Source organism: Mesorhizobium sp. YR577 (genome assembly GCF_900116595.1).
In the GTDB taxonomy this organism is placed as follows: domain Bacteria; phylum Pseudomonadota; class Alphaproteobacteria; order Rhizobiales; family Rhizobiaceae; genus Mesorhizobium_M.
Map to the genome: position 1 here is coordinate 22,121 of NZ_FPBI01000009.1, position 24,582 is coordinate 46,702.

The window sequence follows — 24,582 nt, forward strand, 5'->3', positions numbered from 1 at the left end:
GTCGTGGTTTTTGCCCAAATTTCCGATAACTGCTATTCGGCGGCCGTCTTGGGCAATGAGGAATGGCATGAAGATCGTGGTTCTTGGCGCGGGCGTGGTCGGCACGGCTGCGGCCTATTATCTCGCCCGCGACGGCCATGAAGTGACCGTTGTCGAGCGCCATCCGGCCCCCGCCAACGGCACCAGTTACAGCAATGCCGGCTTCGTGTCGCCCGGAGACGCCTATGCCTGGGCCTCACCCGGAGCGCTCAAAACGTTCCTGAAATCGCTCTACAAGCCGGAGCTGGGCATAAAGATCCGCCCGAGCCTCGATCCAGCCTTTCTGTCCTGGACCTGGCGGTTCCTCCAGCAATGCACGCAAGCGCGGGCCAATGCCAATACCAACGTGAAGCTCAGGCTGGCGCTTTATTCGCGCGAATGCATCAACGAAATCTCCTCGGAAACCGGCATCGATTTCGACGAGCGCCGCAAGGGCATCGTCTATTTCTACCGTTCGCAGCAAGGGCTCGACGGGGGTGTGGAGCACTTCAGTTATATCGGCGAACGGGGCCTCGAGATCGAAGTGGTGGATCGCAAGCGCCTGTTCGAGATCGAACCGGGTCTGGCGAATTCCGGCGACAGGATCGCCGGCGGCATCTATTCGCCGATGGACCAGACCGGCGATTCGCGGCTGTTCACGACGCGGCTCGCCGACTACGCCAGCGAACGGCACGGCGCGAAGTTCCTCTATGACACCAGCGTCGCGGGATTGGAATTCTCCGGCGATCGCGTCAGCGCCGTGAAGACCGCCAAGGGTTCGATCCCTTGCGACGCGGCGGTTCTCTCCATGGGCCCGGAAAGCGGCGTCTTTGCCCGCACGCTTGGGCTCGACCTGCCGATCTACCCGGTGAAGGGCTATACGGCGACCATGGAACTGAAAGACCCGGACAACGGGCCGACCATGGGCAGCGTTGATGAGGAGCGCTATGTCGTCTTTACCCGGCTCGGCAATCGCATCCGGCTTGCCTCGACAGCCGAGTTCGCCGGTTTCGACCGCAGCCACAAGCCGGCCGATTTCGAGCGCATGTTCCGCACCGCGCGCGAGCTGTTTCCCGGCGCGATCGATGAGAGCAAGGCCGAATGCTGGGCCGGCCTGCGCCCGATGATGCCGAACTCGGTGCCGGTCATCGGCAAGACCCGCTACGGCAATCTCTATTTCGACACCGGCCACGGCCATCTCGGCTGGACCCTGGCCTGCGGCTCCGGGAAATTCCTGTCCGATATCGTTGCCGGACGGAAGCCGGACATCGATCCGCAGGGGCTTTTGCCGGTAGCATAAAGGGCTTACCAGCCCTCGAAAGCCGCAAGAACGGCTGGGTCGACGCGGCCATCGCTAACATCGGAAAGCGCCCGGTCGAGCATGTCGAGGCCGCTGTCCGCTTCCGCCTTTGTCAGCGTCAGCGGCGGCGTAAACTCCAGAATATTCGAGCTGACGCCGACATAATAGAGCACGAGGCCAAGCTCGAAGGCACGGTAGACGGTCAGCGCCGTTTCGCGCTTGGCCGGCGTCTTGCTCATGCGGTCGGTGACCAGCTCGACGCCGATGGCAAGCCCGCGCCCGCGTATGTCGCCGATGAGACTGTGTTTCTGCTTCAGGCGTTCCAGCCCGTCCATCAGATGCTGTCCAACCTCGGCCGCATTGGCCGCGAGATTATCGCGCTCGATGGTCTCCAGCACGGCGAGAGCCGCTGCCGCGCAGACGGGATTGCCGTGCACCGTTTGGAATGAGAAGGCGGCGCTGTGGTTCATGATCTCGGTGGGTCCGACCGCTGCCGAGATGGGCAGGCCGCCGCCGAGCCCCTTGCCGAAGACGACGATGTCCGGCTCGATGCCGAAATGCTCGAAACAGTGCAGGCGCCCGCTGCGCCCAAGCCCGACCTTGACCTCGTCGCAGACGAGCAGGATGCCGTGCTGGCGGCAGAGCGCCTCGACTTTCTTGAAATAGTTCGGCGGCGGCACCACCATGCCGCCATCCGACTGGATCGGCTCGATGAACAGTGCGGCGACTTCGCTTGGCGGCACCGGCCCGGCGAACAGCTTTTCGAGATGGTCGATGGCGCTGGCTTCGGCCTGTTCCTCGCCGCCGTCGCGATAGGCATTGGGGTAGGGGATCAGCGTCAGCCCTGCGGCCTTGGCGACGCCCTGCTGTGCCGGATGACCCGAGATCGCCATCGAGCCTGACGTGCCGCCATGATAGGCGCCGTTGAAGGCGATGATGCGCGGCCTGCCGGTCGCGGCGATCACCGCGCGTGCGACCGTCTCGTTGGCGTCCGAGCCGGAATGGCCGAGCCATACGCGGCCGGCGGCGCGCTTCGGCACGATCGACAGAAGTTTCTCGGCGAGTTCGACCGAGGGCAGGTTTGCCGTGGAAAGCAGGCTGGCTCCGGCCTGGTTTTCCAGCGCTTTGTTGACCGCCTCGCTTACCGCTGGGTGCGAATGGCCGAGACCGGCGGTTCCCCAGGACGCGGAGAGGTCGAGAAGCCGGCGCCCGTCATCGCCGATGAGGTAGGCGCCATCACCGCCAACCACCGCCTGCGGGAAGAAGCGCAGGAAGGACATTTTTGAGATCGCGGCGGCGTCGCGCTGGTAAAGGCTTGCCATGGATGGCTTCCCTCGTTGCCTCGATTTTAGTTGAAGAACCCCACCGCCTCATCAAGCTGCACGACATGGCAATAAATCATGTTGATGATCTCCAGCTCGCGCCGGTGCAGTTCCATCGTCGCCGCTGCCGAGCAGTCGTCGACGACGACCACGCCGAAACTTTCATCCGCCAGGCTGCGCACGGTGGATGACACGCACTGGTCGGTGAAGATGCCGGCGCAGATGACGTCCTTGATGCCCATATTGTGCAGGATCAGCCGCAGATTGGTGCCGGTCAGCGCGCTGTCGGTGGTCTTGATGATGGTGATCTCGTCTGCCAGCGGCGCGAGTTCCGGCACGATCTGGCCATCCTCGCGATCCTTCGGCAGAAGCAGATAGTTGAAGCCGGGCTTCTTCTGGCTGAGCGAGCGATCGCGGCCATCATTCTTCAGGCAGGCGATACGGGCATAGATAACCTCGACGCCGCGTGCACGGCATTCGGCGATCAGTTTGGCCGTGTTGGGAATGACCGTGTCGCGCATGCGGCTGTAGAAGGGCTGCCAGCGCGCGGTTTCCTCCGGCGTGTCCTTGTCCTCGAGATAGGTGTTCTGGATGTCGATGACGAGAAGTGCGGTCGTCTGCGGATCGAGTTTGATATCCGCCGGCTCCTCGGCATTGGCGTAGTAGAAGGAACGGTAGGCGGTTTTCCAGCTCATCCTGCATTCTCCTGTCTGGTCTTCTTGCGCCCGAACAGCGCGCCGATTTCGCGGGTCGGGAACAGGCCGCCGGGCCGCAACGCCAGCACCGCGATCATCGCCAGCGCCAGCACGATTTCGGTAAGCCCGACGACCGGGTTCGACATGATCTTGGCTTCGTTCAGCACGCCCTCGAAGCCGCGCAGGCTCTCATAGGCGATGGTGACGATGAAAGTGCCGACGATCGCCCCGGTGACCGTATTCGCGCCGCCGATCACCAGCATGCTGAGGATCAGGAATGTTTCCTTGAGATAGAAGGCCTTTGGCGAAAACGAGGTGATGAAGTGGCCCCACAGCGCACCACCGACGCCGGCAAAAAGTGCTGCCAGAATGAAGGCGCGCCAGCGCAGGCTCGGTATATGAGCGCCTAACGCCGCCGCAGCCGTCTCGTCGTCGCGGCTTGCGCGCAGCAGACGACCGGTGCGCGATTCCTTGAAAACGAGTGCGGCGATCAAGGCGAGTATCGCGACACCCGCAGCCAGCGGCAGGTCGGTCGCTTTGGGCAGGCCAAACAGCGTGCGCGGCCCGTTGGTCACCTGGCTCCAATGCGTCATCACCGTGTAGAGCACGACCAGCAGCGCAAACGAGGTGATGACGGCTGCGGCATCCGACAGCCGCATCAGCGGATAGGACAGAGCGGCGGCAACCAAAGCCGCGACGATGCCGCCTGCGGCGATGGCGAGATAGGGCGATACCTGCACGGTCTGGAGGAAGGGATAAAGGTCGGGCAGGGCCATGCCCTTCATCTGCGCCGGTATGGTCAGCACGGCCGACGTGTAGGCGCCGACGCCCATGAAACCCATATGGGCAAAAGACAGGATGCCGGAATTGCCCATGAACACCTGCAAGCCCAGCACCAGCACCAGCGAGATACACAGATTGGTGGCGATGCGGTCGTAGAGCCGGATGCCCAGCCATTGATTGAGCAGCACCAGCAGGACGATGAGGCCGCCGAGGATCGCTACGGTGAGAAGATGGCGCTTCATGATGTCCTCACGTCCGCTGGCCCGAGGCCGGGCCCTTGATGAGGCCATCCGGCCGCCACAACAGGATCAGGATGACGAGGCTGAAGGTGAAGGCGTCGCGGAACTTCAGCAGCTCCTGCGACAGCGTGTAGTTCAGCGTCGTATCGATGAGGGCAAGCAGGAAGCCGCCGATCACCGCGCCCGTCATCGAGCGCATGCCGCCGATGACCGTAGCGATGAAGGCGACCAGCAGCGGCTCCAGCCCGATGCCCGGAACCACGGTGCCGATGCGGCCGATCCACAGCAGCCCAACGACGCCAGCCAGGAAGCCGCTGATGGCGAAAGCCGAGGTTATGATCAGGTTTGCCGGCACGCCGAGCATCCGCGCCATGGTGAAGTTGGTGGCCGCTGCACGCATGGCGATGCCGAGCACGGTGCGGCGCATCAGCCAGGCAAACAGCGCCAGAAGCACGATTGCCGCGACTATGGTGATGAGGTTTCGCACCGGCGTGATCGCGCCGAAGATCGTCACCGTCTGCGAGAAGATGTCCGGCAGAGGCACCGGGCGCGGGCGCGGCGAAATGAACAGCAGCGCCGCATTCTGCAACAGCGTCGAGAAGGCGAAGGAGGTGATCAGAACCGCCGTCACCGACTTTGCCCGAACCGGGCGGAAGGCGACATAGTCGGTGGCGATGCCGGCGATCACGGCCATGATGACTGCAACCCCCGCCATGACCAGCCATGGCAGGCCGGAGCCGCCCATCAGGAACATCGCATAGCCGGCTACCATGATGAGCTCGCCGTAGGCAAAGTTCACCAGCTTGAGGATGCCGTAGACGATGACGAGGCCGAGCGCCATCAGCGCGTAGGCGCCGCCAAGGCTGAGCACGTCGATGAGGAATTGAACTGCGAAGGTCATCTGGAGAGCCGCCTGTTCGAGTGACAGCCAAAAGGCAGTGCAGCCGCATATGAAGCTACCCCCACCCCTAGCCCCTCCCCACAAGGGGGAGGGGGATTCTGAGCTGGTGCCATTGCGAGCCAACCTTCCAAAGTTTGCGCCCAGAAAGCAGCGGCATAGTTCCCCTCCCCCTTGTGGGGAGGGGTTAGGGGTGGGGGTACAAGGACGGCGAGGGAGACAGAAGCCATATCGAAACTCACGCCCCCAAATACAGCGCTGAGAGATCCGTTTGCGCGCCGATTTCGGCGGCGGTTCCCGATGCGGCGATCTTGCCGAGCCGCATCACATAGGCGCGGTCGGCCACCGACAGCGCCTTGCGGGCATTCTGTTCGACGAGCACGATGGTCAGGCCCGATTGCTTGAGGGTGCGGATCATCTCGAAAATCTGGTCGACGATGACAGGTGCAAGCCCCAGCGACGGCTCGTCGAGCAGCAGCACCTTGGGCCGCGACATCATTGCGCGCGCAATCACCAGCATCTGCTGTTCGCCGCCTGAAAGCGTGCCGGCGGGCTGCGCGGCGCGCTCGGCAAGGCGCGGGAACAGCGCCAGCATCCGCTCGCGATCTTCAGTGACACCCGCGCGGTCGCTGCGCCGGGTATAGCTGCCGAGCGTCAGGTTTTCGGTGACCGTCAGGTCGGGAAACACGTCGCGCGTTTCGGGCACGGTGGCGACGCCCGCCCGCACCATCTTTTCGGGGTTGGCGGATGTCACGTCTTGCCCGTCGAGCCGGATCGAGCCGCCGGCAGCCTTCAGCGCGCCGGCGATGCACATCAGCGTCGATGACTTGCCGGCGCCGTTGGCGCCAAGAATGGCGACGAGTTCACCCTTGTCGGCCTTCAGCGAGACGCCGCGCACGGCGCGGATCGCGCCGTAGCGCACTTCGAGATCGTTGACCTCAAGCATGGGCGGCCTCCGAGCCGAGATAGGCTTCGATCACCGCCGGGTTCTTGCGGACTTCATCCGCCTTGCCTTCGGCGATGGTGCGGCCCGAAGCCAGCACATGCAGCCGGTTGCAGAGCCGCATGATCAGGCCCATGTCGTGGTCGATGATCAGCAGGCCGAGCCCGCGCGTGCGCGGCAGTTCGGACAGGATGTGCAGGAGCGTTTCGGATTCGGCCTCGTTCATGCCGGCTGCCGGCTCGTCCAGCAGCAGGAAGGCCGGGTCGGCAGCCAGCGCACGGGCGATCTCGACGCGGCGCTTGTCGCCATAGCTGAGATTGCCGGCAAGATCCTCGGCTTTTTCCGAAAGCGAAAACTCGGCAAGCAGCGTATTCGCCTTTTCGCGCGCCTTGCGCAGGCTGACACCGTGGGCAAGCGCCGAGCTTTCGACATTTTCGACAACGGTCATGTTGTTGAACAGGCGCACGATCTGGAACGACCGGTTGATGCCTTTCAAGGCGATCTTGCGCGGCGAAAGCCCCGAAATCTGGTCGTCGCCTATGGTCACGCGACCGCCGGCGAGCGGCACCTGCCCGGTGATGGCGTTGATCAGCGTGGTCTTGCCGGACCCGTTCGGTCCGATCAGGCCGACGATCTCGGCCGGCGACAGCGTCAGCGAGACATTGTCGAGCGCGCGAAGGCCGGAAAACTCGACCGATACGCCAGCCGCGTTGAGCGATTTGTCAGACATGGACTGCCCCATTGGGAGGGACCGGGGCACAAGGCCCCGGCGCCTGAGATGTCAGGGAGCGGGAATGCTCTCGGGCTTGCGCCAGCCGACGAAGGTCGGCTTGCCGCCCTTGAGTTCCAGGACAACGGCAGCCTTGTTCGGCACATGGCCTTCCTCGGCCGTGCCGTAGTCGAGATCGCCGGTCAGGAGCTTGAACTGGCCGTCTTCGAGCGCCTTGGCGACAGCCGCACCGTCGGTGCTGCCCGCAGCCTTGATCGCGTCGGCCATCAGCATGATCGTGTCCCAGCCGGTCGAGACGAAGGAGGTGTCGGGTGCTGCCCCATGCATCTTGGTGTAGAGGTCGATGAATTTCGGCATGTCGGGATGTGCTTCCGGCCCCATCCAGGTGTGGGTCACGAAGTAGACATTGTTGCCGAACTTCTCGCCGAGTGCCTCGTGCATCGCCGGATCGTCATAAGCGTCTCCGCCGAGCACGGGGGCATCATATCCGACTTCGCGCAGCGCGCGGATGATCGCGCCGATGTCCTGGCCGTATGAGGACAGGAAGATCACGTCGGGCTTCTTGCCGAGCGCCTGGAGGCGGGCGATCTGGGCCGAAAAGTTGTTGTCGCCGTTGGTGTAGGTGTCTTCGAGGATCACTTCGCCGCCATCGGCCTTGAACTGCTCGACGAAATATTTCGACAGCGACTTGGTGTAGGCGATGAATTGGTCGGTGACGACATAGGCCGTCTTCCAGCCCTTCTCCTTGGCGGCGAAATCGGCTGCCACTGCGCCCATCGTCGTATTCCACATCGACAGGGTGAACTGCTTGTCGCCGAGCGACCACGACGAGTAGAGCGGGTCGGAAGCGCAGGTCGAGATGCCGACGATGCCGGCTTCCTGTGCTTCACGGCCGGCCGGGCTGCCGAAGTCGAAATCGCATGGCGCCATGATCAGCTGCGCGCCCTTGTCGATCAGCTCGACCGCGACATTGCCAACCGTCACCGGGTCGGACTTGCCGTCGATGTTGATGAATTCGATCTGCTTGCCGAGCACGCCGCCATTGTCGTTGAGATATTTGACGGCGACTTCCGCGCCCTTGACGCCGGGCGTGTCGAGCGGCGCCTGCACGCCGGTCAGCGACATCGCACCGCCGATGATGATCTTGTCGTCTGCGGCGTGCGCCGCCGAGCCGAGCAGCAGCAGTGCTGCTGCTGTACCTAAAAGAGTGTTTCTTGACGTTTTCATAGGTGCATTCCCCTGTTTTTGTTTGGTTATTTCAAAGGGCCGGTGCGGGTTTTCCCGCTGTTTTCTGTCTTTTCGGCCCTGTATGCTGAAGTCACTATCAGTAAAGTTTATTTCCTCTCGAACCTCAATCCACGAACCCGCCGCGGCATCGCGGTCTATGCTTTTTTCGACGCCGAGATTTCGGCGATCAGCGCGTCTGTATCGATCTGCCGGCAATAGCCTTTGATCGTCCGCAGCGAATTGTCGTGGCGTTCCTGGCTGTAGGTTCCGCAGGCGTCGGGCACGAGCGTCACGAGGTAGCCGAGGTCGCAGGCATCACGCACCGCCGATTCCACGCACTGGTCGGTGAGCAGGCCGCACATGACGAGCTGCTTCACGCCGAGATTGCGCAGGAGATAGTCGATATGGGTCGACACGAAGACGCTGGACGAGCTTTTCGGCAACACGATCTCGTCGTCGCCCGGCGCGATCTCGTCGATGACCTTGCCGTCGTCGGAGCCCTTCGGCACGTTGAAACCGGTGATCTTATAGTCGAGGCTGCGGTCGCGCCCATCCTTGGTCAGGCTCTCGATGGTGGTGTAGAGCACCTCGATGCCAGCATTGCGGAAGGCTGCCTGCAGCTTCTGCATGTTGGGCACGGCGGTCGTCTTGATGCGGTCGAAGTAATAGGCGTATTTGCCGGTGATGTCGGCGTCCGGCACATCCTTGAACTCGCCGCCATCGCGTCGGACGCAGAAGTTCTGCACGTCGATGAACAGGATCGCCGACGCATTCGGCTCGAGCGGAAGATCGCGGGTGGTTGGAAAGTCGGCGGCCATCTAGTTGCCTTTCTCGTTCATAAGGGCGACGGCACCCATCAGTGCGTCCGCCACAAGCCGTGCCCACCTGACCTGGCCGTCAGGCTGGGCGATCTGATCATTTCGTATTTCCAGGAGAAGGTGGGGAATGCCCCGCGCCTCGCCATGAACCGGGACGGTGTAGTCCGACAAATCGTCAACCGTATAGGGCTCGTTGTGGGCGATGCTTATGCCAGGATTAGCCTCAGTGAAGGCCGCCATGAACGCGTCGGCGACACGCCGGTCGCGATTGGCCAGAAGCCCGACCAGCCAGGGCCGTTCCTTGCCGGCCAGGCATGGCGTGAAGCTGTGAACCGAGATCAGGATCGCCGGCTTTCCGGCTGCCTTGCGCTGATCCAGAAACGCGCTGACGGCGCCGTGGAAAGGCTGGTGAATTTCGTTGAAACGCTGGCGGCGCTCGCCTTCCGAAAGCGATCGGTTGACCGGCACGGCCGTCCCGTCGCTGATTTCGGGGAAGCAGTCCTTGGCTTCGAAGGGACGGTTGCAGTCGACCACCAGCCGGCTGTAGCGCTGCATGATAAGCGGCGCGTCGAGCAGCGCGGACAGGCCGCGCGAAAGCGCCTCCGCGCCGACATCATAGGCGATATGGCGATCCATCTCGGCAGCGTCCACGCCGAGATCGCCCAGCACCTGCGGTACGGCTCGGCCGGCATGTTCGCAGGTCAACAGAAACGGCGAATTGCCGGCGAGGTTGATCGCCTCGACCGGGTCCGGATCGTTTCCGGTCAGAACCGTTGTTTCTTGCTGTGCGTTCTGCAACATCGCCTCAGGCTATTTCGGCGGGCCATAGGCAGCCCATTACCGGCACAGTGGAAGAAATTTTTCAGTCATAGTCAATGTTATTTGTTTGTTTGACTAATTTTTTTCACTGTGAATAATGAACGTCAGCAACGCTCTCGGGCGGTTTATGGACCTTTCAGGCTAGATGACAGTCCGCACCACGATCATGCAGGCCGCGCCGACGCTGACCGCCAGCGAGCGCAAGCTCGCCAATGCCATTCTGGCCGATTATCCCTTCGCCGGGCTGCAGACGATCCAGGAACTGGCCGAGCGCACCGGTGTCAGCGCGCCGTCGATCACACGCTTCGTCAGCAAGGTCGGCTATGGCGGCTATCAGGAGTTCCAGCGCCAGCTGATCGGCGAGCTGAAGGAAAGCCGCCGTTCGCCGCTCGACCTGAAGACGGTCGAAAGCCCGGCCCGGGCCGGAGACTTCCTGGGCGACTATGCCAATCGCGTCGGGCATCTCATGCAGGAAATGTCGGCAAGCGTCTCGGCGGAGCAGTTCGATGCGATCTGCGGGTTGGTCGCCGATCCTTCGCGCAACATCTTCCTGCTCGGCGGGCGCATCAGCGACAGCATCGCCGCCTTCCTGTCGATGCATCTGCGCCAGATCCGCGAGCGGGTCCACCATCTGCCGGCCAGCTCCGAACAATGGCCCGAATACATCCTGCGCATGCGCAAGCAGGATGTCGTGATCCTGTTCGACTTCCGGCGCTATCAGCCGGACCTTGCGCGGCTCGCCGAAATCATCCGCGAAAAGCGCAAACCGTCGATCGTGCTGATTACCGACAAATGGATGTCGCCGATCGCCCGCGACAGCACGCATGTCGTCGGCCTGCCGATCGGCGTCGGCACGGCCTGGGACACGGTGGTCAGTGCCGTCGCCTTTGTCGAAGCCTTGATCGTCAAGGTTTCCGAGGCGGACTGGACCGCCACACGCGAACGTATCGAGGCCTGGGATGCCGTGCGGCTGGCGCCGCCGGCTCCCGGGCAGGAACAACGGAATGGGGAATTCGATGAAACGTGAAGAAATGGTCGTCGCCTGTTGCAGCGATCTGGCGGGCAAGGTGCGGGGCAAGGCGTTTCCGGCCTCGCAATTCGACAAGCGGCTGGCGCGCGGCATCGGCTGGACACCGACCAATGTCCAGATCACCTGCTTTGATGCCATCGCCGAGAGCCCGTTCGGCTCGCTCGGCGATCTGGTGCTGATCCCGGATGCCGATGCGCGCGTCCGTATCGAGTTCGGTGAGGGCGAGCCGGTCGAGCATTTCGCCATCGGCAACATCCGCCACACCGACGGCAGGCCGTGGGAATATTGCACGCGCTCGATCCTGATCGCTGCACTTGAGCGGCTGAAAAAGGCAACAGGGCTGACGCTGTTCGGCGCTTTCGAGCATGAGTTCCAGTTCAAGAACAGCCATAGCCCGATGGGCGATGCCTTCTCGATGGCCGGCTTCCGCGCCGAGCGCGATTTCGCCGAACTGCTGGTCGGTGCGATGCGCGAGGCAGGTGTCCAGCCCGACACCTTCATGAAGGAATTCGGTGCTGCTCAATACGAGGTCACGATGGGCCCGCAGCGCGGCGTGACGGTGGCCGACCACTCGCTGATCACCCGCGAAATGGTGCAGACGGTCGCCGACCGCCTCGGCCACGAAGTCACCTTCACGCCGATCCGCGACCCGAAAGGCATCGGCAACGGCGTTCATATCCATATGAGCTTCCTGTCGGAGGACGGTAAGCCCGCGACCTACGATCCTGCCGGCAAGCACGAGCTTTCGAAAACGGCGGGCCATTTCGTTGCCGGCGTCCTGAAATATCTCGATTCCATCGTCGCCATCACCGCGCCGAGCGCGGTTTCCTACCTGCGGCTGACGCCGCATCGCTGGAGCGCTGCCTTCAACAATCTCGGCTTCCGCGACCGCGAGGCCTCCGTGCGCATCTGCCCGGTGTCCGATTTGAGCGACATCGCCAAGGCGGCGCAGTTCAACTTCGAGTTCCGCGCGGCTGATGCGACGGCAAGCCCTTATCTGCAGCTTGCGGCGTTGGTTCACGCCGGCGTGCAGGGCATCGAGGAAGAACTGGAGGTTCCCGAAGCGACACAGGAAGATCTGTCGCTGCTCGATGCCAAGACACTTAACGAGCGCGGCTATGTCCGCCTGCCGCAGACGCTGGAAGAAGCGCTGCGCCGCTTCAAGGCCAATCCGGTCGTTACCGGCTGGTTCCCGCAAGGTTTTGCCGACGTCTATGTCAAGCACAAGGAAGGCGAACTTGGCTTCCTGAAAGGCAAGACGCAGGAGGAAATCTGCGCGGCCTACGAGGAAGTGTACTAGCCTTCCTGCATCTTCGATCGATCGCCCGCCGGTCCGATTCCGGCGGCGATTGCGCCTGAAACGCCTTCGATTACATCTGCCGGGCAAGACCGCATCCACCAAACGCCTCGTTTGGTGGAAAGGTGCTTTGCCGCCGCCCGAAAACGATTAAGGTGGCCCAATCAATTCTGGCCCACGGCGCTGTTCCAGGCGCGTCGGGGCGGCCAGTGTGGTGGATCAAACAAGAAGATCGAGCAGTCCGCGAGGGAACACGCAGCGACTGCCGGCAGGCAAGCATGAAGGAGATTCCAATGTCGAAAGTGATCAAGGGCGGCACCATCGTTGCGGCCGACAGGACCTATGAGGCCGATATTCTGGTCGAGGGCGAGCACATCGCGGCGATCGGCAAGGATCTCTCCGGCGACACGGTGATCGACGCTGAAGGCGCTTATATCCTGCCCGGCGGCATCGACCCGCACACCCATCTCGAAATGCCCTTCATGGGCACGACGGCTGCCGAAACCTGGGAAAGCGGCACCTTCGCAGCCCTTTCCGGCGGCACTACCATGGTGGTGGATTTCGTCATCCCCGGACCCGGCGGCATGCTGGAGGCGCTGGAGGAGTGGGAGAGCAAGGCTCAGCGTCAGGCATCCTCCGACTATTCCTATCATATGTGCGTGACCAACTGGTCGGAGCAGAACTTCTCCGACATGGCCAAGGTCGTCGACCGCGGCATCAACACCTTCAAGCATTTCATGGCCTACAAGGGCGCGCTGATGGTGAATGACGACGAGATGTTCGCCTCCTTCCAGCGCTGCGCCGCCCTCGGCGCGCTGCCGCTGGTTCATGCCGAAAACGGCGATATCGTTGCCGCCTTACAGCAGAAATATATGGACAGCGGCATGCCCGGCCCGGAGGCCCATGCCTATTCGCGTCCCCCGGAAGTCGAGGGCGAGGCGACCAACCGCGCCATCATGATCGCGGACGCAGCCGGCGTGCCGCTCTATGTCGTCCACGTCTCCTGCGAGCAGAGCCATGAAGCGATCCGACGCGCCCGCCAGAAGGGCATGCGCGTCTATGGCGAGCCGCTGATCCAGCACCTCACGCTGGACGAGCGCGAATACCAGAACCCTGACTGGATGCACGCCGCCCGTCGCGTGATGTCGCCGCCCTTCCGCGACAAGCTCAATCAGGACAGCCTGTGGGCGGGTCTCGCCGCCGGCTCGCTGCAGGTGGTGGCGACCGACCACGCCGCCTTCACCAGCGAACAGAAGACGCTCGGCCTCGACGATTTTCGCAAAATCCCGAACGGCACCGGCGGGCTCGAAGATCGCATGTCGGTGCTGTGGGCGCGCGGCGTGGAGACCGGTCGGCTGACCATGAACGAGTTCGTCGCCGTCACTTCGACCAACATCGCCCAGATCCTCAACATCTACCCGCAGAAGGGTGCGATCCTGCCGGGTTCGGATGCCGATCTCGTGGTCTGGGACCCGAAACTGTCCAAGACGATCTCGGCGGCAAACCAGAAGTCGATCATCGACTACAATGTCTTCGAAGGCTTCAAGGTCAACGGCCTGCCGCGCTACACGCTGTCGCGCGGCGATGTCGTCTGGTCGCATGGCCAGAACGACCAGCCGCAGCCGGGCCGCGGCAAATTCGTCAAGCGTCGCGCCTTCCCGGCGGTCAACCAGGCGCTGTCGAAGTGGAAGGAAATCACCGCCCCGCGCGCCGTCACCCGCTCGGCCGAGCATATGCCGATCGGGGTCTGACCGACGGAGCCGTGTCGCTTCCACCCTTGAGAAATGGCCCGCCTTAATCCCGGCCATTTTTAGGGATCAAGGTGCCCGCGCTGTACCTCCGGAACGTGTTTCGGAGGTGGGGAACGGCGGACATCCAAGGGTTTTGTCGTGAAGCGGTTTGTCGGATTTTCTCTGATTTCTCTTTGCCTTGTGGCCATCGCAGGGTCAGCCCCGGCTGACCAGTTCGACAGCGGCCTGATCCCGTCGCCGCATATCCTGATGCCGGACGGAGCGCCGAGCAGCACCGTCTTCCTGTTCTCCGACAAGCAAGGCTGGTCCGCCGCCGACGAAGACTTTTCAGCACGATTGGCCGGCGATGGCGCAATCGTCGTCGGGGTCGATCTTCCGCAATATCTCCAATCGATCGCCAAAGTGCCGGACGATTGCGCCTATCTGGTCTCGGATATCGAGAACCTCAGCCAGCAGATGCAGCGCTCGGCCGGTTCCTCCAACTACAATCCGCCCATCCTCGCCGGTGCAGGCGAGGGTGGCGGCCTTGTCATGGCAATTGCGGCGCAGACGCCTGCGGCTACCGTCGGCCACACGGTAGCCATCGATCCGACCGCCAGCGTCCCGCTGAACAAGACCTTGTGCAGCGGCGCGGCGCAAAAAGTCACCCCGCAAGGCACGGTCTACGATCTTGAAAAGGGCGAGATGCCCAATCCGATCGATGTAACCTTCACGCCCCAGGCCAACGCTGACGGCCGCGCGCATATTGAGGATTTGCGCAGCCAGGGGTTCGACATCAAGATCAACGATGCGACGACGCCGGCCCAGGCGGCACTTGAGAATTCGATGACCGCCGTGCTCCAGTCGCAGGACGACACCAGTGATATTCCGCTGGTGGAACTGCCGGCAACGCCAGTCCACGACACGATGGCGATCGTCTATTCCGGTGATGGCGGCTGGCGCGATCTCGACAAGTCCATCGGCGGGATTCTTCAGGAAAAGGGCATCCCCACAATCGGGGTGGATTCGCTGCGCTACTTCTGGTCCGAGCGCCCCGCCAAGGATGTGGCGGCGGACCTGAAGCAGATGATGGACAAATATACCGCGCTCTGGAAGGTCAAGCACGTTCTGCTGATCGGCTATTCCTTCGGCGCCGATGTCCTTCCGGCGACCTTCAACGTGCTGGATGAGGCGGACAGGCAGCGCGTCAGCCAGATTTCACTGCTCGGCTTCTCTCCCGACGCATCGTTTGAGGTTTCGGTTGCAGGCTGGCTCGGCACTTCTGATTCCGATTCTGTGCCGACCCTGCCGGAACTCAGCAAGATCGATCCGAAGCTGGTCCAGTGTTTCTACGGTGAAGATGAAGACGACACGGCGTGCCCGAAGTTGGAAGGCGGCCCGGTCGAGGTCATCAAGACTACCGGCGGGCATCACTTCGACGGAGATTACGCAGGCCTCGCCGACAAGATCATAGATGGATTTATACGGCGTACAGGCATGGCCGCGAACACGACGCCATGATCAAATGCAATAGAGAAGTATTGTCGTAATTCTGAAGATTACAATAAGTTAATAAAATAACTCTGCCAATTATGAACATCGTGTCGCACTGTATTTGTGATGCGGCGATGTTTTCTTGCGTATGTGAAAATATGCGTAAGAATTAAATCTTCGTAATGTTCGCAAAAGCTCTAAATTGTGGCGGGATTGCTCCCTAAGTCTTCCCTATCGAATGCATCGGCAGCCGAAATCGGCGAGAACGGCCAGCCTGATCGTCGATACGTCGAATAGACGATTCCAGCATGGAATACGCCACGGCGCTTGGATCAACTCTCGCAGGGACCACGAAAATGTCCTCCAATATTCTTCGCAGACACCGTGTCGCCGCTCTGCTTGGCGCCGCGTTGATCATCACTCCCCTCGTGCTGTCGCCTGTCCTGCGGGCAGGGGCAGCCGAAGCCGTCCAGCCGACGCCGGTAACCGGCATCATGGCACCGTCCGGCTCGTTCGCGCCCATCGTCAATGCCGACAAGCCGGCCGTGGTCACCATCATGACCAAGATGAAGGTCGACGCTTCGGCTTCCGACGACAGCGGCGACGGCCAGCAGCAGCCGTTCAGCGGAAATTCGCCCTTTGACGAGTATTTCCGCCAGTTCTTCGGCGATCAGGGCATGCCGCAGCAGCAGATGAGGCCGCACCGGCCCGACAGCGGCGGCCAGCAGGCCGAAGCTCTGGGCTCAGGCTTCATCATCGCATCGGACGGCACCATCGTGACCAACAACCACGTTGTCGATGGCGCCACCGAGATCAAGGTGGTGCTCGATGACGGCACGGAATTGCCGGCCACCCTCGTCGGCCGCGACGCCAAGAGCGATCTGGCGGTGGTCAAGGTCAAGTTCGACAAGCCGCTGCCGACCGTGAAGTGGGGCGATTCCGACAAGCTTTCGCTCGGCGATCAGGTGCTGGCGATCGGCAACCCGTTCGGCATCGGCACTACCGTCACCGCAGGCATTGTCTCGGCCCGTGGCCGCGACCTGCACAGCGGGCCCTATGACGACTTCATACAGGTCGACGCCGCCATCAACCACGGCAATTCCGGCGGTCCGCTGGTCGCCATGGACGGCTCGGTGGTCGGCATCAACTCGGCCATCTATTCGCCCAATGGCGGCAGCGTTGGTGTCGGCTTTGCCATCCCGTCAGATCAGGCCCAGTCGGTCGTCGCCAAGCTGATCAAGAGCGGCTCGATCGAGCACGGCTATATTGGCGTGCAGATCCAGCCGGTGACTGCCGACGTCGCCAATGCGATCGGCCTCGATCATCCGACGGGCGCGCTGATCGCGCATGTCAGCGACGATTCGCCTGCTTCGGCCGCCGGCCTGAAGACGGGTGACATCGTCACCGCGTTGGGTGGCCGCGACATCAAGGATCCGAAGGATCTTTCCCGCGCCGTGGCGGACGTTTCGCCCGGCACCAAGGAAGATCTCACGGTCTGGCGCAAGGGCTCGAGCGTCAATGTGCCGATCACCGTCGGCCAGAATGGCGACGAGCAGAAGACGGCCTCCGCCGACAGCACGCCGGACCAGTCGTCCGGCCGCAATTCGGTGCCTTCGCTCGGACTGGCTCTGACCGACATCACCCCGCAGGCCCGGCAGGCGCTGAACCTGTCGACCGGTGAGCAGGGCGCGCTTGTAGCTCGCGTCAACCCGGACAAGGCCGGCGCCGAGCAGGGCATCCGCGAGGGCGACCTGATCGTCTCGGTCAACCAGACGCCGGTGAAGAACGCCAGGGAGGCGAGCCGCGCCGTTGCCGAAGCCGGCAAGGCCGGCAAGAAGTCGGTGCTGCTGCTCGTCGAGCGTGGCGACACGCAGACCTTCATCGCCGTACCTTTCGATCACGCCTGATCGTTATTCGCCTCACAAACCGCCCGGACACATGTCCGGGCGGTTTTTGTTTGGATGCTGCCTGAAATTCGACACTGTCATACGAAAATCGACTACCATTCGCGGCCCGAACCGGCCGATTTCGGAGACTGACATGATCCTGTTTGGAAAGCCTTGCCGAGAGGCCAGCGTTAGCTGATGGACCAGCGCGTCATTGAAGAACGCAGCCCGCGCTGGCGGTTGAGTGCGTATTTAGGCTCCATTGCCGCAGTGGCGGTGACGGTCGGCGCATTATGGCTTTTCCATCAGATGACCGCCGGGCTGCGCCTCGACGACATCAAGGCTGCGATAAGTGCCATGCCGGGCACCAGCATAGTGGTGGCGCTTCTGGCAACCGCAGTCAGCTATTGCGCGCTCGCCACCTACGACATCGTCGCCTGCCGCATCGTGGCCCCCGGCAAGGTGCCATGGCACAGCGCCGCACTTTCCGGCATGAGCGGCTACGCCTTCTCGAATTTCCTAGGTTTCCATCTGTTCACCGGCGGCGCGGTCCGTTTCCGCACCTATTCGCGCAGCGGGCTCGACGCCGGCGAGATCAGCCAGGTCGTGCTTCTGACCTGGATGGGCCTATGGCTGGCTTTCACGGCACTTGTCGGCCTGGCGTTGGTGATCGACCCCGACGGCGTGCCGGTCATGAAGATGCTCTATCCGGCCGCCGATCGCCTGGTGGGTGTGGCGCTGCTGGGCGCGTTGGTCGGCCTTTATTTCCTTGCAGGGCCTGAAGGGCGTGAGATCAGGTTCTTCGAGTGGCGCTTTCCCCTGCCGCGCCGAAGCATGGTGCTGGTGCAACTGCTCGTCGGCATCATCGATCTCATGGCGTCGGCCGCCGTGCTCTACGTGCTTCTGCCGGCTGATGCGCAATCTGGCCCCGCGCTCTTCCTGACGGTCTATATGAGCGCGGTCATCCTCGGCTCGATCAGCCATGTGCCGGGCGGTATCGGCGTGTTCGAGGCGACGCTTATCGCCGGTCTTGGCCTGCAGGGCAGGGCGGACATTCTGGCCTCGCTGCTTGCCTATCGGCTCATCTATTATTTCCTGCCGTTCTTCATCGCGGTGGTGGTGCTTGCGGCAATCGAGGCGGGCGTGATCCGCGGCAAACTTGCCGCCCGCTTCGTCGGCTCGGCCAAGGCCATAAAGGCCATCGTGCCGCCGGTGGCAGCCGCAGTCGTCTTCATCTCGGGCGTGGTGCTGCTATTTTCCGGCGCCACCCCCGGCGTGCCGGACCGGCTCGATATGCTGGAAGGATGGCTGCCGCTGACGGTGGTGGAATCGTCGCATTTCCTCGGCAGTCTTACCGGCCTTGCGCTGCTGGTTATCGCCCATGGCCTGCAGCGCCGGCTGTTCTCGGCCTGGGCGGCGGCGGTGGCGGTGCTGTTTGCCGGCGCGGTGTTTTCGCTGATCAAGGGCCTGGACTGGGAAGAGGCGACGACGCTGGCCTTCTCGGCGATGTTCCTTCTGCTCTCGCGGCAGGCCTTCTATCGCCGCTCGCCGCAGCGGTTCGGCCGCATCTCATGGCACTGGCTGGCGCTGGTGGTGTTGACCCTCGTTGCCACCACATGGCTCGGCTTCTTTTCCTACAGCCACGTCGAATACTCGAACGAACTGTTCTGGGAATTCGCGTGGGAAGGCGAGGCGCCGCGCTTCCTGCGCGCAACAGTGGGCCTTCTGATCGCGGTGGCAGCACTTGGCGTCGCCGTCGCGATCAACCGGCCGCCGGTGCGCGCCAGAAAGCAGCCCGCCACAGAGTCGGACGCGGTCGAAGCGGTGATCGCGACTTCGCACGACACGCAGACCAACATCGCCCTGCTAGGCGACAAGGAATTCCTGTGGTCGCCGGACCGCAAGGCATTTCTGATGTATGCGCGGGCAGGGCGCTCGCTCGTCGCCATGGGCGATCCCGTTGGCGACCTCGAACAGGCCGAGGATCTGGTCTGGCAGTTCCGTGACATGGCCGACCGTGAGGCAGGCCGCGCCGTATTCTATGGCGTTCACCCCGACAATCTGCCGCTCTATCTCGACATGGGCTATGCGCTTCTGAAGCTTGGCGAAGTCGCCCGGGTAGATCTTACCCGCTTCACGCTGGAAGGCGGCAAGAACCAGGATTTCCGCTACGCCGACCGCCGCGCCGCCAAGGAAGGGCTGGTCTTCGAAATCGTGCCGAGGGCGGGCGTGCCGGCCATCATGGACGAACTGCGGCAGGTCTCCGACGTCTGGCTTGCCGAGAAGAGCGGCGGCGAGAAGAGCTTTTCGCTCGGCTACTTCGACCCGGCCTATCTCTCGCATTTCGACTGCGCGGTGATGCGCCACGAAGGCCACATCGTCGCCTTCGCCAATATCTGGCGCAGCGGCGGGATGAACGAAATGTCCGTCGACCTTATGCGCTACCGTCCGGGTGTCTCGAAGATTCTCATGGACGCGCTGTTCGTCCGCATCCTGCTCTATGCGCAGTCCGAAGGGTATCGCTGGTTCAATCTCGGTGCTGCACCCCTGTCCGGGCTTTCCGACCACGCTCTGGCGTCGCGCTGGAACCGCATGGGAACGTTCCTGTTCCGTCACGGCGACGACTTTTACAATTTCGAGGGCCTGCGCTCTTTCAAGCAGAAGTTCTCGCCGGTTTGGACGCCGCAATATCTGGCCTGCCCCGGCGGTCTCAACATTCCGCAGGTGCTGCTCGACGTGAACGCGCTGATTTCCGGCGGTATCGGCAAGTTCATCGGCTCGGGCTCGCGCAAGCCAAAGCGCCGGCCCAAGCCCAAGGTGGCGGAGCCGGCATAAGGCTTAGTCCGCGGGCCCGGGGAATGTTGAAATGTCTAGGAAAACAGAGCGGACAAAGGGTAAGGCAATGCCAGCGGCGGCATATCCTCCCGCGCGAAATATCTAAGCGATTTTGTCTCGTTGTCCGTCCACGATCCTTGATCTGCAAGAATCTGGCATCTGAATAGTGTGACGACGTATTCGACTTGATCGCCATTCGGGTAGGTGTACCGAAACTCTTTTCCACCAAAGACGCCGAGAATAGCGGTTGGGGTGACCGTAAGGCCAGTTTCCTCCATCACCTCCCGAATGACGGCCTCCTGCGGCGTCTCGCCAGGTTCGATTGCGCCAGCAGGCAGGCTCCATCCTTCGCCCGAAGCTTTTTCCTGCAGAAGCAGATTGCCCGCATGGTCATGAATGACAGCGGCAACGGAGGGAAGCAGAAGTAGGCGGCTTCCGATCAAACCGCGAAGCTCCATCAGATAGGATGTCATTCAGGCGCTTTCTTTTGGAGTGAAAACCCAATGTTGAATGTCGGGGAGGCCGATTCTTGGCCCAGCCTATCGGAAACAGGCTCTCGCGCTAATCGGGCAGGGCGGCTCTTGCGCGTGCTTCCAGTTCCTTCTCGTGATGACGGAAGAACCAGATGCCGGCAATAAGCCCGACGACAACGACGAGCAGCAGCAGGAGGCTGACAGGCCCGGCGACGGCCTTTATGCGTTCGCCGAAGAAATAGGCGCCGCCGCCGAAGAGCAGCGCCCAGCAGATGCCGCCGGCCGCATTCATAATCAGGAAATGCGGCCAGGCCATGCGGTTTGCACCCGCCAGCACAGCCGCGAAGGCGCGCAGAAAGGCGACGAAGCGGCCGAAGAACACGATCTTCCCGCCATGCTTCAGGAACAGATACTGGCCGACCTTGAGCCGGCCTTCATCCAGCCCGATGCGGCTGCCATGCTTGATGAGCAGCTTCAGACCGACGGAGCGGCCGATGAGATAACCGATATTGTCACCGACGATGGCCCCGCCGGCTGCGATGGTGACGACATGCAGGATCTCTATGCGATGGGTCGCGCCGGCATAAAGCGCTGCCGAGACCAGCGCCGTTTCGCCGGGCATCGGCACGCCCATGCTCTCGCACATCACCACGGCAAAAAGCACCCACAGCCCGTATGTGTGGATCAGGTGATGAAGTGTGTCCGGGGACAGGAGATCGAGCATACAGCCCTATGAAATGCATATGACGAGACAGACGGCACGTGCCGCCTTTCAAGCATAGAGCATCGCCATACGGCAAAAACGCGTCAAGTGTTCGACCGCAAGGTCAGGCAATTTCCGCCAGCATTTCCCGTGCTGGTGCTGCACCCTTCATCAGCAGGCCGAAAAGATCGCGCGGATCTTTCGGCTCGGCCACGAGGTCGATCTCGGAATAGAATGCGGTGCCCTGCACAAGATCGCGCAGGAACCGCAGCATGGAAAAATCCTCGATGGCGAAACCGACGGAATCGAAAAGCGTGATCTGCTTGTCCGAAGATCGGCCGGCCTTCTGCCCGGTAATGACCTGCCAAAGTTCGGTCACCGGATAGTCCGCGTCGAGCTGCTGGATTTCACCCTCGATGCGGGTCTGGGGCGGGAATTCGACGAATATGTCGGACTTCAGCAGGATGTCGCGGTGAAGTTCGGTCTTGCCGGGGCAGTCGCCACCGACCGCGTTCAGGTGCACGCCCGCGCCGACCATGTTGTCGGACAGGATCGTCGCGAGCTTCTTGTCGGCTGTGGCCGTGGTGATGATGTCAGCACCAAGAACGGCTTCTTCCGCACTTGGCGCATGGGTGATGACGAAGCCGGAATTTTCCAGGTTGCGCGAGAACTTCGCTGCAGCTTCCGGGTCGATATCGAAGACCTGAAGGTGGCGGATGCCAAGGACCGTCTTGAACGCCGTCGCCTGGAATTCCGACTGTGCGCCGAGGCCGATCATCGCCATCGTGCGCGCGTCCTTGCGCGCCAGATATTTGGCCGCCATGGCCGACGTCGCTGCCGTGCGCAGTGCGGTCGATATGGTCATTTCAGCCAGGAATTCGGGATAGCCGGTGTGCATATTGGCGAGCACGCCAAATGCAGTCACGGTCTGAAGCCCGTGCAGCGGGTTTTCCGGGTGGCCGTTGACGAATTTGAAGGCGTAGAGATCATGGTCGCTGGCCGGCATCAGCTCGATCACGCCATTGGGGGCGTGGGCCGCGATGCGGGGCGTCTTGTCGAAATCTTCCCAGCGCGAAAAGTCCTGCTCCAGATATTTCACGAGCTTGAGAAGCAATGTCTCCAACCCGACCGAAGCGACCAGATCCGCGATGTTTTTCGTGCCGACGAATTGAACCACAATCTACCCCAACCACCTGTTCCAGCATCTCCGCCGGATGACCAAATTGGTAGACTAGCGACGCTCTCGGCCAATCGATACGACACTTTCTTGCATAATCGCCAACCCGGTTGATAAATATCGCAGCGGTTTTGTCAGTATCGACAATACCTCTAATTGGGCATTCCCCGCTGCCGACTCATTTTGGCAGGCACCGTGACGCTCTGAAATTCCTATGATAATTGTGCCGCTGAAGGGCTCATCGGCAACAGGAGAGGTTCGATGATTAAACGCTTGTCTTTGGCGGCGGTTTTGACGGTTACGGCTTTGACGCTTGGCGGTTGCAATACGCCGGAGCAACGCGCACTCGGCGGTGGCGCGATCGGTGCGGGCGTGGGTGCGCTGGCCGGCCAGGCGATCGGCGGCAACACCGGAAGCACGGTTGCCGGCGCTCTTATCGGTGGCGTCGCGGGTGCAGCCCTCGGTGCGGCGACAACGCCCGGCCGTTGCGTCTATCAGCAGTATGATCGTCGCGGCCGGCCGCTCTACGACCGCTACGGCAATCCGCGCACATATGAGGCGCCCTGCAACTGATCCCCGGATTTCAGGTTTGACCTGATCCATGGCCCGCCGCTCCTAAAGGAATGGCGGGCTTTTTGCGTCGCATTGCGTGGTCGATGGAGATGCGCTGCGAGCGCTATTGCCAGAGATTGTATTTCTGCCAATCAGCCTCGGCGATTGCGTCGCCGATCTGGTATTCGAACGACAGCACCTTCATGTGATCCGGTGCGGTCTTGCAGACATAGGCGAGCTTGTACCATTCGCCCTTGCTGCGAAACGCAGCCCCCGGGCTTTCGATGGCGTCGGTGAGCATTGTCGGCGTCGCCATCGCATAGGCAACGACGCGATCCGGCTTGTAGTGAGAGCCGTCTTTGCCGATGCGATCAAGCGCTTCGGCGTCGCAACGCTGCTCAAGTCGCGTTTCGGGATCGAGTTTCAGCAGGCCGGCCTTGAGGGCGCCGTCGAGCGCCATGGCCGGTGAAGCGAGAACCACAACGGCGAGTGTCAGGAGACAGATTTTCCTCATGGTTACTCCTGCACCATAGGATCGAGCCTAAATCAAGGCATCAGGAGGACCATGGGAACCGGAACGCGCGTTTTATCGTTTCCTCCGCGATCAGCCAGAAAGGGAGAGATCATGTCTCGCAAATTGTTCCTTGCCGCATTGCTTGCAGGAGGCCTGATAAGCGCTCCGGCCCTGGCTCAGACCGCAGCGCCTGCCACGCCGCCCGACAACGGAAAGAAGTTGTCGGAGATCATCGCCAAGATCGAGCAGCGGGATCAGTTCCGCTATATCGGGGAGATCGACTGGGACGAGGAAGGTTTTTACGAGATCACATACTATACGACCGACAAGGCCAAGGTCGAAATAAAGATCGACCCGGCCACGGGTGAGCCGAAATAGCGGTCAAATTCGACCGGCTCGCGACTTCGGTGCTCGATAGAGACACGGTGCTCTAGATAGCTTCGAGGGGGCGGTTTTCAGCTCTGCCGACTTGTTTGAAGGTCGCCCTTCCGATCGAGGGCGTCTTGTTGCCCTGCGCCAAGCTTATGCCCTCCGCATATGCGCGCGTGCGTATTGCGCCGACGGAGCGGTTGAACCGCCTTGCAATTGCGGTCACGCTTTCCTGCTTGCCGGCCATGCGCCGCAACTGGGCGATGTCCTCCGGCGTCCAATGCTTGTATCTGCCTGAATACTGGCTCTCGTAACGGTTCACGGCACACCTCTGCTCTGTACGAAATACGTTCCAGAGCCCAGGCCGGATGAACTGCCCGTCGCCGAGCCCACGTACATCTGAGCGAATTTGACAACCGGCACTCATTGCCGTCGTCACCAGCACTATGGCTCTTTTTCCTTTCGATTGCACCACCCATACGGGTGGAATGAAGAAAAAGTGAAGATAAGGATAACGACGAACCGGATGATGACTTGCCTGACTTCGCCTCGGTGCCAGTTTAAGACAAGCTTTACCATGATCATCCATCGTCATCCGATTGAATACCGCCCCGCCCGGTAGAAGGGTGGTTCAGGCAACGAAATTGGCCCGCCGTTCCACGAAGAGCGGCGGGCTTTTTATGTTTAGCGACTGGCCGGGAAGATCAAAATTATGTCGTTCCGAGACGCC

Annotated in this window: 23 protein-coding genes; 9 read left to right on the plus strand and 14 right to left on the minus strand. The window is 61.9% G+C overall.

The features are described from left to right. Positions 1-67 precede the first annotated feature (67 nt). Positions 68-1,318, plus strand: coding sequence for a D-amino acid dehydrogenase (locus BM413_RS14335; RefSeq protein ID WP_091914136.1), 1,251 nt, complete (start codon positions 68-70; stop codon positions 1,316-1,318). Positions 1,319-1,323: 5 nt separating this feature from the next. On the opposite strand, the gene BM413_RS14340 is transcribed toward BM413_RS14335, so the two are convergent. From BM413_RS14340 to BM413_RS14380, 9 genes are all read right to left on the minus strand, one after another. Then, positions 1,324-2,640 (minus strand): aspartate aminotransferase family protein, encoded by a 1,317-nt coding sequence (locus tag BM413_RS14340; RefSeq protein WP_091914138.1) that lies wholly within the window; start codon positions 2,638-2,640, stop codon positions 1,324-1,326. Between the two features lie 26 nt (positions 2,641-2,666). After that, the gene (locus tag BM413_RS14345) at positions 2,667-3,335 is read right to left on the minus strand and encodes a cysteine hydrolase family protein (protein ID WP_091914140.1); all 669 of its coding nucleotides are present in this window, start codon (positions 3,333-3,335) and stop codon (positions 2,667-2,669) included. Continuing rightward, positions 3,332-4,360: a branched-chain amino acid ABC transporter permease gene (locus tag BM413_RS14350; protein ID WP_091914141.1), complete on the minus strand. Its 1,029-nt coding sequence runs from the start codon at positions 4,358-4,360 to the stop codon at positions 3,332-3,334. Before BM413_RS14350 ends, BM413_RS14345 begins: the two co-directional genes overlap by 4 nt. A 7-nt stretch (positions 4,361-4,367) precedes the next feature. Then, the gene (locus BM413_RS14355; protein WP_091914143.1) at positions 4,368-5,258 is read right to left on the minus strand and encodes a branched-chain amino acid ABC transporter permease; all 891 of its coding nucleotides are present in this window, start codon (positions 5,256-5,258) and stop codon (positions 4,368-4,370) included. Between the two features lie 235 nt (positions 5,259-5,493). Beyond that, the gene (locus tag BM413_RS14360) at positions 5,494-6,201 is read right to left on the minus strand and encodes an ABC transporter ATP-binding protein (RefSeq protein ID WP_091914145.1); all 708 of its coding nucleotides are present in this window, start codon (positions 6,199-6,201) and stop codon (positions 5,494-5,496) included. Then, positions 6,194-6,928, minus strand: a complete 735-nt coding sequence (locus BM413_RS14365) for an ABC transporter ATP-binding protein (protein WP_091914147.1) — start codon at positions 6,926-6,928, stop codon at positions 6,194-6,196. The genes BM413_RS14360 and BM413_RS14365 overlap by 8 nt, the downstream gene beginning before the upstream one ends. Before the next feature lie 51 nt (positions 6,929-6,979). Continuing rightward, a complete protein-coding gene (locus BM413_RS14370) occupies positions 6,980-8,155 on the minus strand; it encodes an ABC transporter substrate-binding protein (protein WP_091914149.1) in 1,176 nt (391 codons plus the stop codon). Between the two features lie 155 nt (positions 8,156-8,310). Next, positions 8,311-8,973: a cysteine hydrolase family protein gene (locus BM413_RS14375; RefSeq protein ID WP_091914151.1), complete on the minus strand. Its 663-nt coding sequence runs from the start codon at positions 8,971-8,973 to the stop codon at positions 8,311-8,313. Continuing rightward, positions 8,974-9,774: an N-formylglutamate amidohydrolase gene (locus BM413_RS14380; protein ID WP_091914153.1), complete on the minus strand. Its 801-nt coding sequence runs from the start codon at positions 9,772-9,774 to the stop codon at positions 8,974-8,976. Between the two features lie 163 nt (positions 9,775-9,937). Between BM413_RS14380 and BM413_RS14385 the strand changes: the two genes are divergently transcribed. The 6 genes from BM413_RS14385 to mprF all read left to right on the plus strand — a co-directional run bounded on the left by BM413_RS14385 (position 9,938) and on the right by mprF (position 20,064). Then, a complete protein-coding gene (locus BM413_RS14385) occupies positions 9,938-10,819 on the plus strand; it encodes a MurR/RpiR family transcriptional regulator (RefSeq protein ID WP_091914155.1) in 882 nt (293 codons plus the stop codon). Then, positions 10,809-12,122 carry a glutamine synthetase family protein gene (locus BM413_RS14390; RefSeq protein ID WP_091914157.1) on the plus strand — a complete coding sequence of 438 codons (1,314 nt, stop codon included), beginning with the start codon at positions 10,809-10,811 and terminating at the stop codon, positions 12,120-12,122. Before BM413_RS14385 ends, BM413_RS14390 begins: the two co-directional genes overlap by 11 nt. Before the next feature lie 290 nt (positions 12,123-12,412). Further along, a complete protein-coding gene (gene hydA / locus BM413_RS14395; RefSeq protein ID WP_091914159.1) occupies positions 12,413-13,870 on the plus strand; it encodes a dihydropyrimidinase in 1,458 nt (485 codons plus the stop codon). A gap of 138 nt (positions 13,871-14,008) precedes the next feature. Further along, positions 14,009-15,370 carry a virulence factor family protein gene (locus tag BM413_RS14400; protein WP_244537869.1) on the plus strand — a complete coding sequence of 454 codons (1,362 nt, stop codon included), beginning with the start codon at positions 14,009-14,011 and terminating at the stop codon, positions 15,368-15,370. Between the two features lie 329 nt (positions 15,371-15,699). Further along, a complete protein-coding gene (locus tag BM413_RS14405) occupies positions 15,700-17,250 on the plus strand; it encodes a DegQ family serine endoprotease (RefSeq protein ID WP_091914161.1) in 1,551 nt (516 codons plus the stop codon). A gap of 177 nt (positions 17,251-17,427) precedes the next feature. Then, entirely contained in the window at positions 17,428-20,064 is a 2,637-nt protein-coding gene (gene mprF / locus BM413_RS14410; RefSeq protein WP_091914163.1) for a bifunctional lysylphosphatidylglycerol flippase/synthetase MprF, read from the plus strand. A gap of 35 nt (positions 20,065-20,099) precedes the next feature. Here mprF and BM413_RS14415 read toward each other — a convergent pair whose 3' ends face one another. The 3 genes from BM413_RS14415 to BM413_RS14425 form a co-directional block, all read right to left on the minus strand. Then, on the minus strand, positions 20,100-20,537 hold the full coding sequence (locus BM413_RS14415; protein ID WP_091914165.1) for an NUDIX domain-containing protein: 438 nt from the start codon (positions 20,535-20,537) through the stop codon (positions 20,100-20,102). A gap of 88 nt (positions 20,538-20,625) precedes the next feature. Further along, the gene (locus BM413_RS14420) at positions 20,626-21,261 is read right to left on the minus strand and encodes a DedA family protein (protein WP_091914167.1); all 636 of its coding nucleotides are present in this window, start codon (positions 21,259-21,261) and stop codon (positions 20,626-20,628) included. Positions 21,262-21,364: 103 nt separating this feature from the next. Continuing rightward, on the minus strand, positions 21,365-22,417 hold the full coding sequence (locus BM413_RS14425; RefSeq protein WP_244537870.1) for an ornithine cyclodeaminase: 1,053 nt from the start codon (positions 22,415-22,417) through the stop codon (positions 21,365-21,367). Positions 22,418-22,678: 261 nt separating this feature from the next. Here BM413_RS14425 and BM413_RS14430 point away from each other — a divergent pair, with 261 nt between their 5' ends. Next, the gene (locus tag BM413_RS14430; RefSeq protein ID WP_091914172.1) at positions 22,679-22,990 is read left to right on the plus strand and encodes a hypothetical protein; all 312 of its coding nucleotides are present in this window, start codon (positions 22,679-22,681) and stop codon (positions 22,988-22,990) included. Between the two features lie 103 nt (positions 22,991-23,093). Here BM413_RS14430 and BM413_RS14435 read toward each other — a convergent pair whose 3' ends face one another. Beyond that, positions 23,094-23,483, minus strand: a complete 390-nt coding sequence (locus BM413_RS14435; RefSeq protein ID WP_091914175.1) for a DUF930 domain-containing protein — start codon at positions 23,481-23,483, stop codon at positions 23,094-23,096. 111 nt (positions 23,484-23,594) lie between these two features. Between BM413_RS14435 and BM413_RS14440 the strand changes: the two genes are divergently transcribed. Then, positions 23,595-23,861 (plus strand): PepSY domain-containing protein, encoded by a 267-nt coding sequence (locus BM413_RS14440; protein WP_091914177.1) that lies wholly within the window; start codon positions 23,595-23,597, stop codon positions 23,859-23,861. A 52-nt stretch (positions 23,862-23,913) separates the two neighbouring features. Here BM413_RS14440 and BM413_RS32475 read toward each other — a convergent pair whose 3' ends face one another. Continuing rightward, positions 23,914-24,447, minus strand: coding sequence for a helix-turn-helix domain-containing protein (locus BM413_RS32475; RefSeq protein ID WP_139238586.1), 534 nt, complete (start codon positions 24,445-24,447; stop codon positions 23,914-23,916). Between the last annotated feature and the right edge of the window lie 135 nt (positions 24,448-24,582).

Coding starts and splice junctions, on each gene's coding strand:
- BM413_RS14335 (WP_091914136.1), top strand. CDS start 68: ATGAAGATCGTGGTTCTTGGCGCGGGCGTGGTCGGCACGGCTGCGGCC.
- BM413_RS14340 (WP_091914138.1), bottom strand. CDS start 2,640: ATGGCAAGCCTTTACCAGCGCGACGCCGCCGCGATCTCAAAAATGTCC.
- BM413_RS14345 (WP_091914140.1), bottom strand. CDS start 3,335: ATGAGCTGGAAAACCGCCTACCGTTCCTTCTACTACGCCAATGCCGAG.
- BM413_RS14350 (WP_091914141.1), bottom strand. CDS start 4,360: ATGAAGCGCCATCTTCTCACCGTAGCGATCCTCGGCGGCCTCATCGTC.
- BM413_RS14355 (WP_091914143.1), bottom strand. CDS start 5,258: ATGACCTTCGCAGTTCAATTCCTCATCGACGTGCTCAGCCTTGGCGGC.
- BM413_RS14360 (WP_091914145.1), bottom strand. CDS start 6,201: ATGCTTGAGGTCAACGATCTCGAAGTGCGCTACGGCGCGATCCGCGCC.
- BM413_RS14365 (WP_091914147.1), bottom strand. CDS start 6,928: ATGTCTGACAAATCGCTCAACGCGGCTGGCGTATCGGTCGAGTTTTCC.
- BM413_RS14370 (WP_091914149.1), bottom strand. CDS start 8,155: ATGAAAACGTCAAGAAACACTCTTTTAGGTACAGCAGCAGCACTGCTG.
- BM413_RS14375 (WP_091914151.1), bottom strand. CDS start 8,973: ATGGCCGCCGACTTTCCAACCACCCGCGATCTTCCGCTCGAGCCGAAT.
- BM413_RS14380 (WP_091914153.1), bottom strand. CDS start 9,774: ATGTTGCAGAACGCACAGCAAGAAACAACGGTTCTGACCGGAAACGAT.
- BM413_RS14385 (WP_091914155.1), top strand. CDS start 9,938: ATGACAGTCCGCACCACGATCATGCAGGCCGCGCCGACGCTGACCGCC.
- BM413_RS14390 (WP_091914157.1), top strand. CDS start 10,809: ATGAAACGTGAAGAAATGGTCGTCGCCTGTTGCAGCGATCTGGCGGGC.
- hydA (WP_091914159.1), top strand. CDS start 12,413: ATGTCGAAAGTGATCAAGGGCGGCACCATCGTTGCGGCCGACAGGACC.
- BM413_RS14405 (WP_091914161.1), top strand. CDS start 15,700: ATGTCCTCCAATATTCTTCGCAGACACCGTGTCGCCGCTCTGCTTGGC.
- mprF (WP_091914163.1), top strand. CDS start 17,428: ATGGACCAGCGCGTCATTGAAGAACGCAGCCCGCGCTGGCGGTTGAGT.
- BM413_RS14415 (WP_091914165.1), bottom strand. CDS start 20,537: ATGACATCCTATCTGATGGAGCTTCGCGGTTTGATCGGAAGCCGCCTA.
- BM413_RS14420 (WP_091914167.1), bottom strand. CDS start 21,261: ATGCTCGATCTCCTGTCCCCGGACACACTTCATCACCTGATCCACACA.
- BM413_RS14430 (WP_091914172.1), top strand. CDS start 22,679: ATGATTAAACGCTTGTCTTTGGCGGCGGTTTTGACGGTTACGGCTTTG.
- BM413_RS14435 (WP_091914175.1), bottom strand. CDS start 23,483: ATGAGGAAAATCTGTCTCCTGACACTCGCCGTTGTGGTTCTCGCTTCA.
- BM413_RS14440 (WP_091914177.1), top strand. CDS start 23,595: ATGTCTCGCAAATTGTTCCTTGCCGCATTGCTTGCAGGAGGCCTGATA.
- BM413_RS32475 (WP_139238586.1), bottom strand. CDS start 24,447: ATGACGATGGATGATCATGGTAAAGCTTGTCTTAAACTGGCACCGAGG.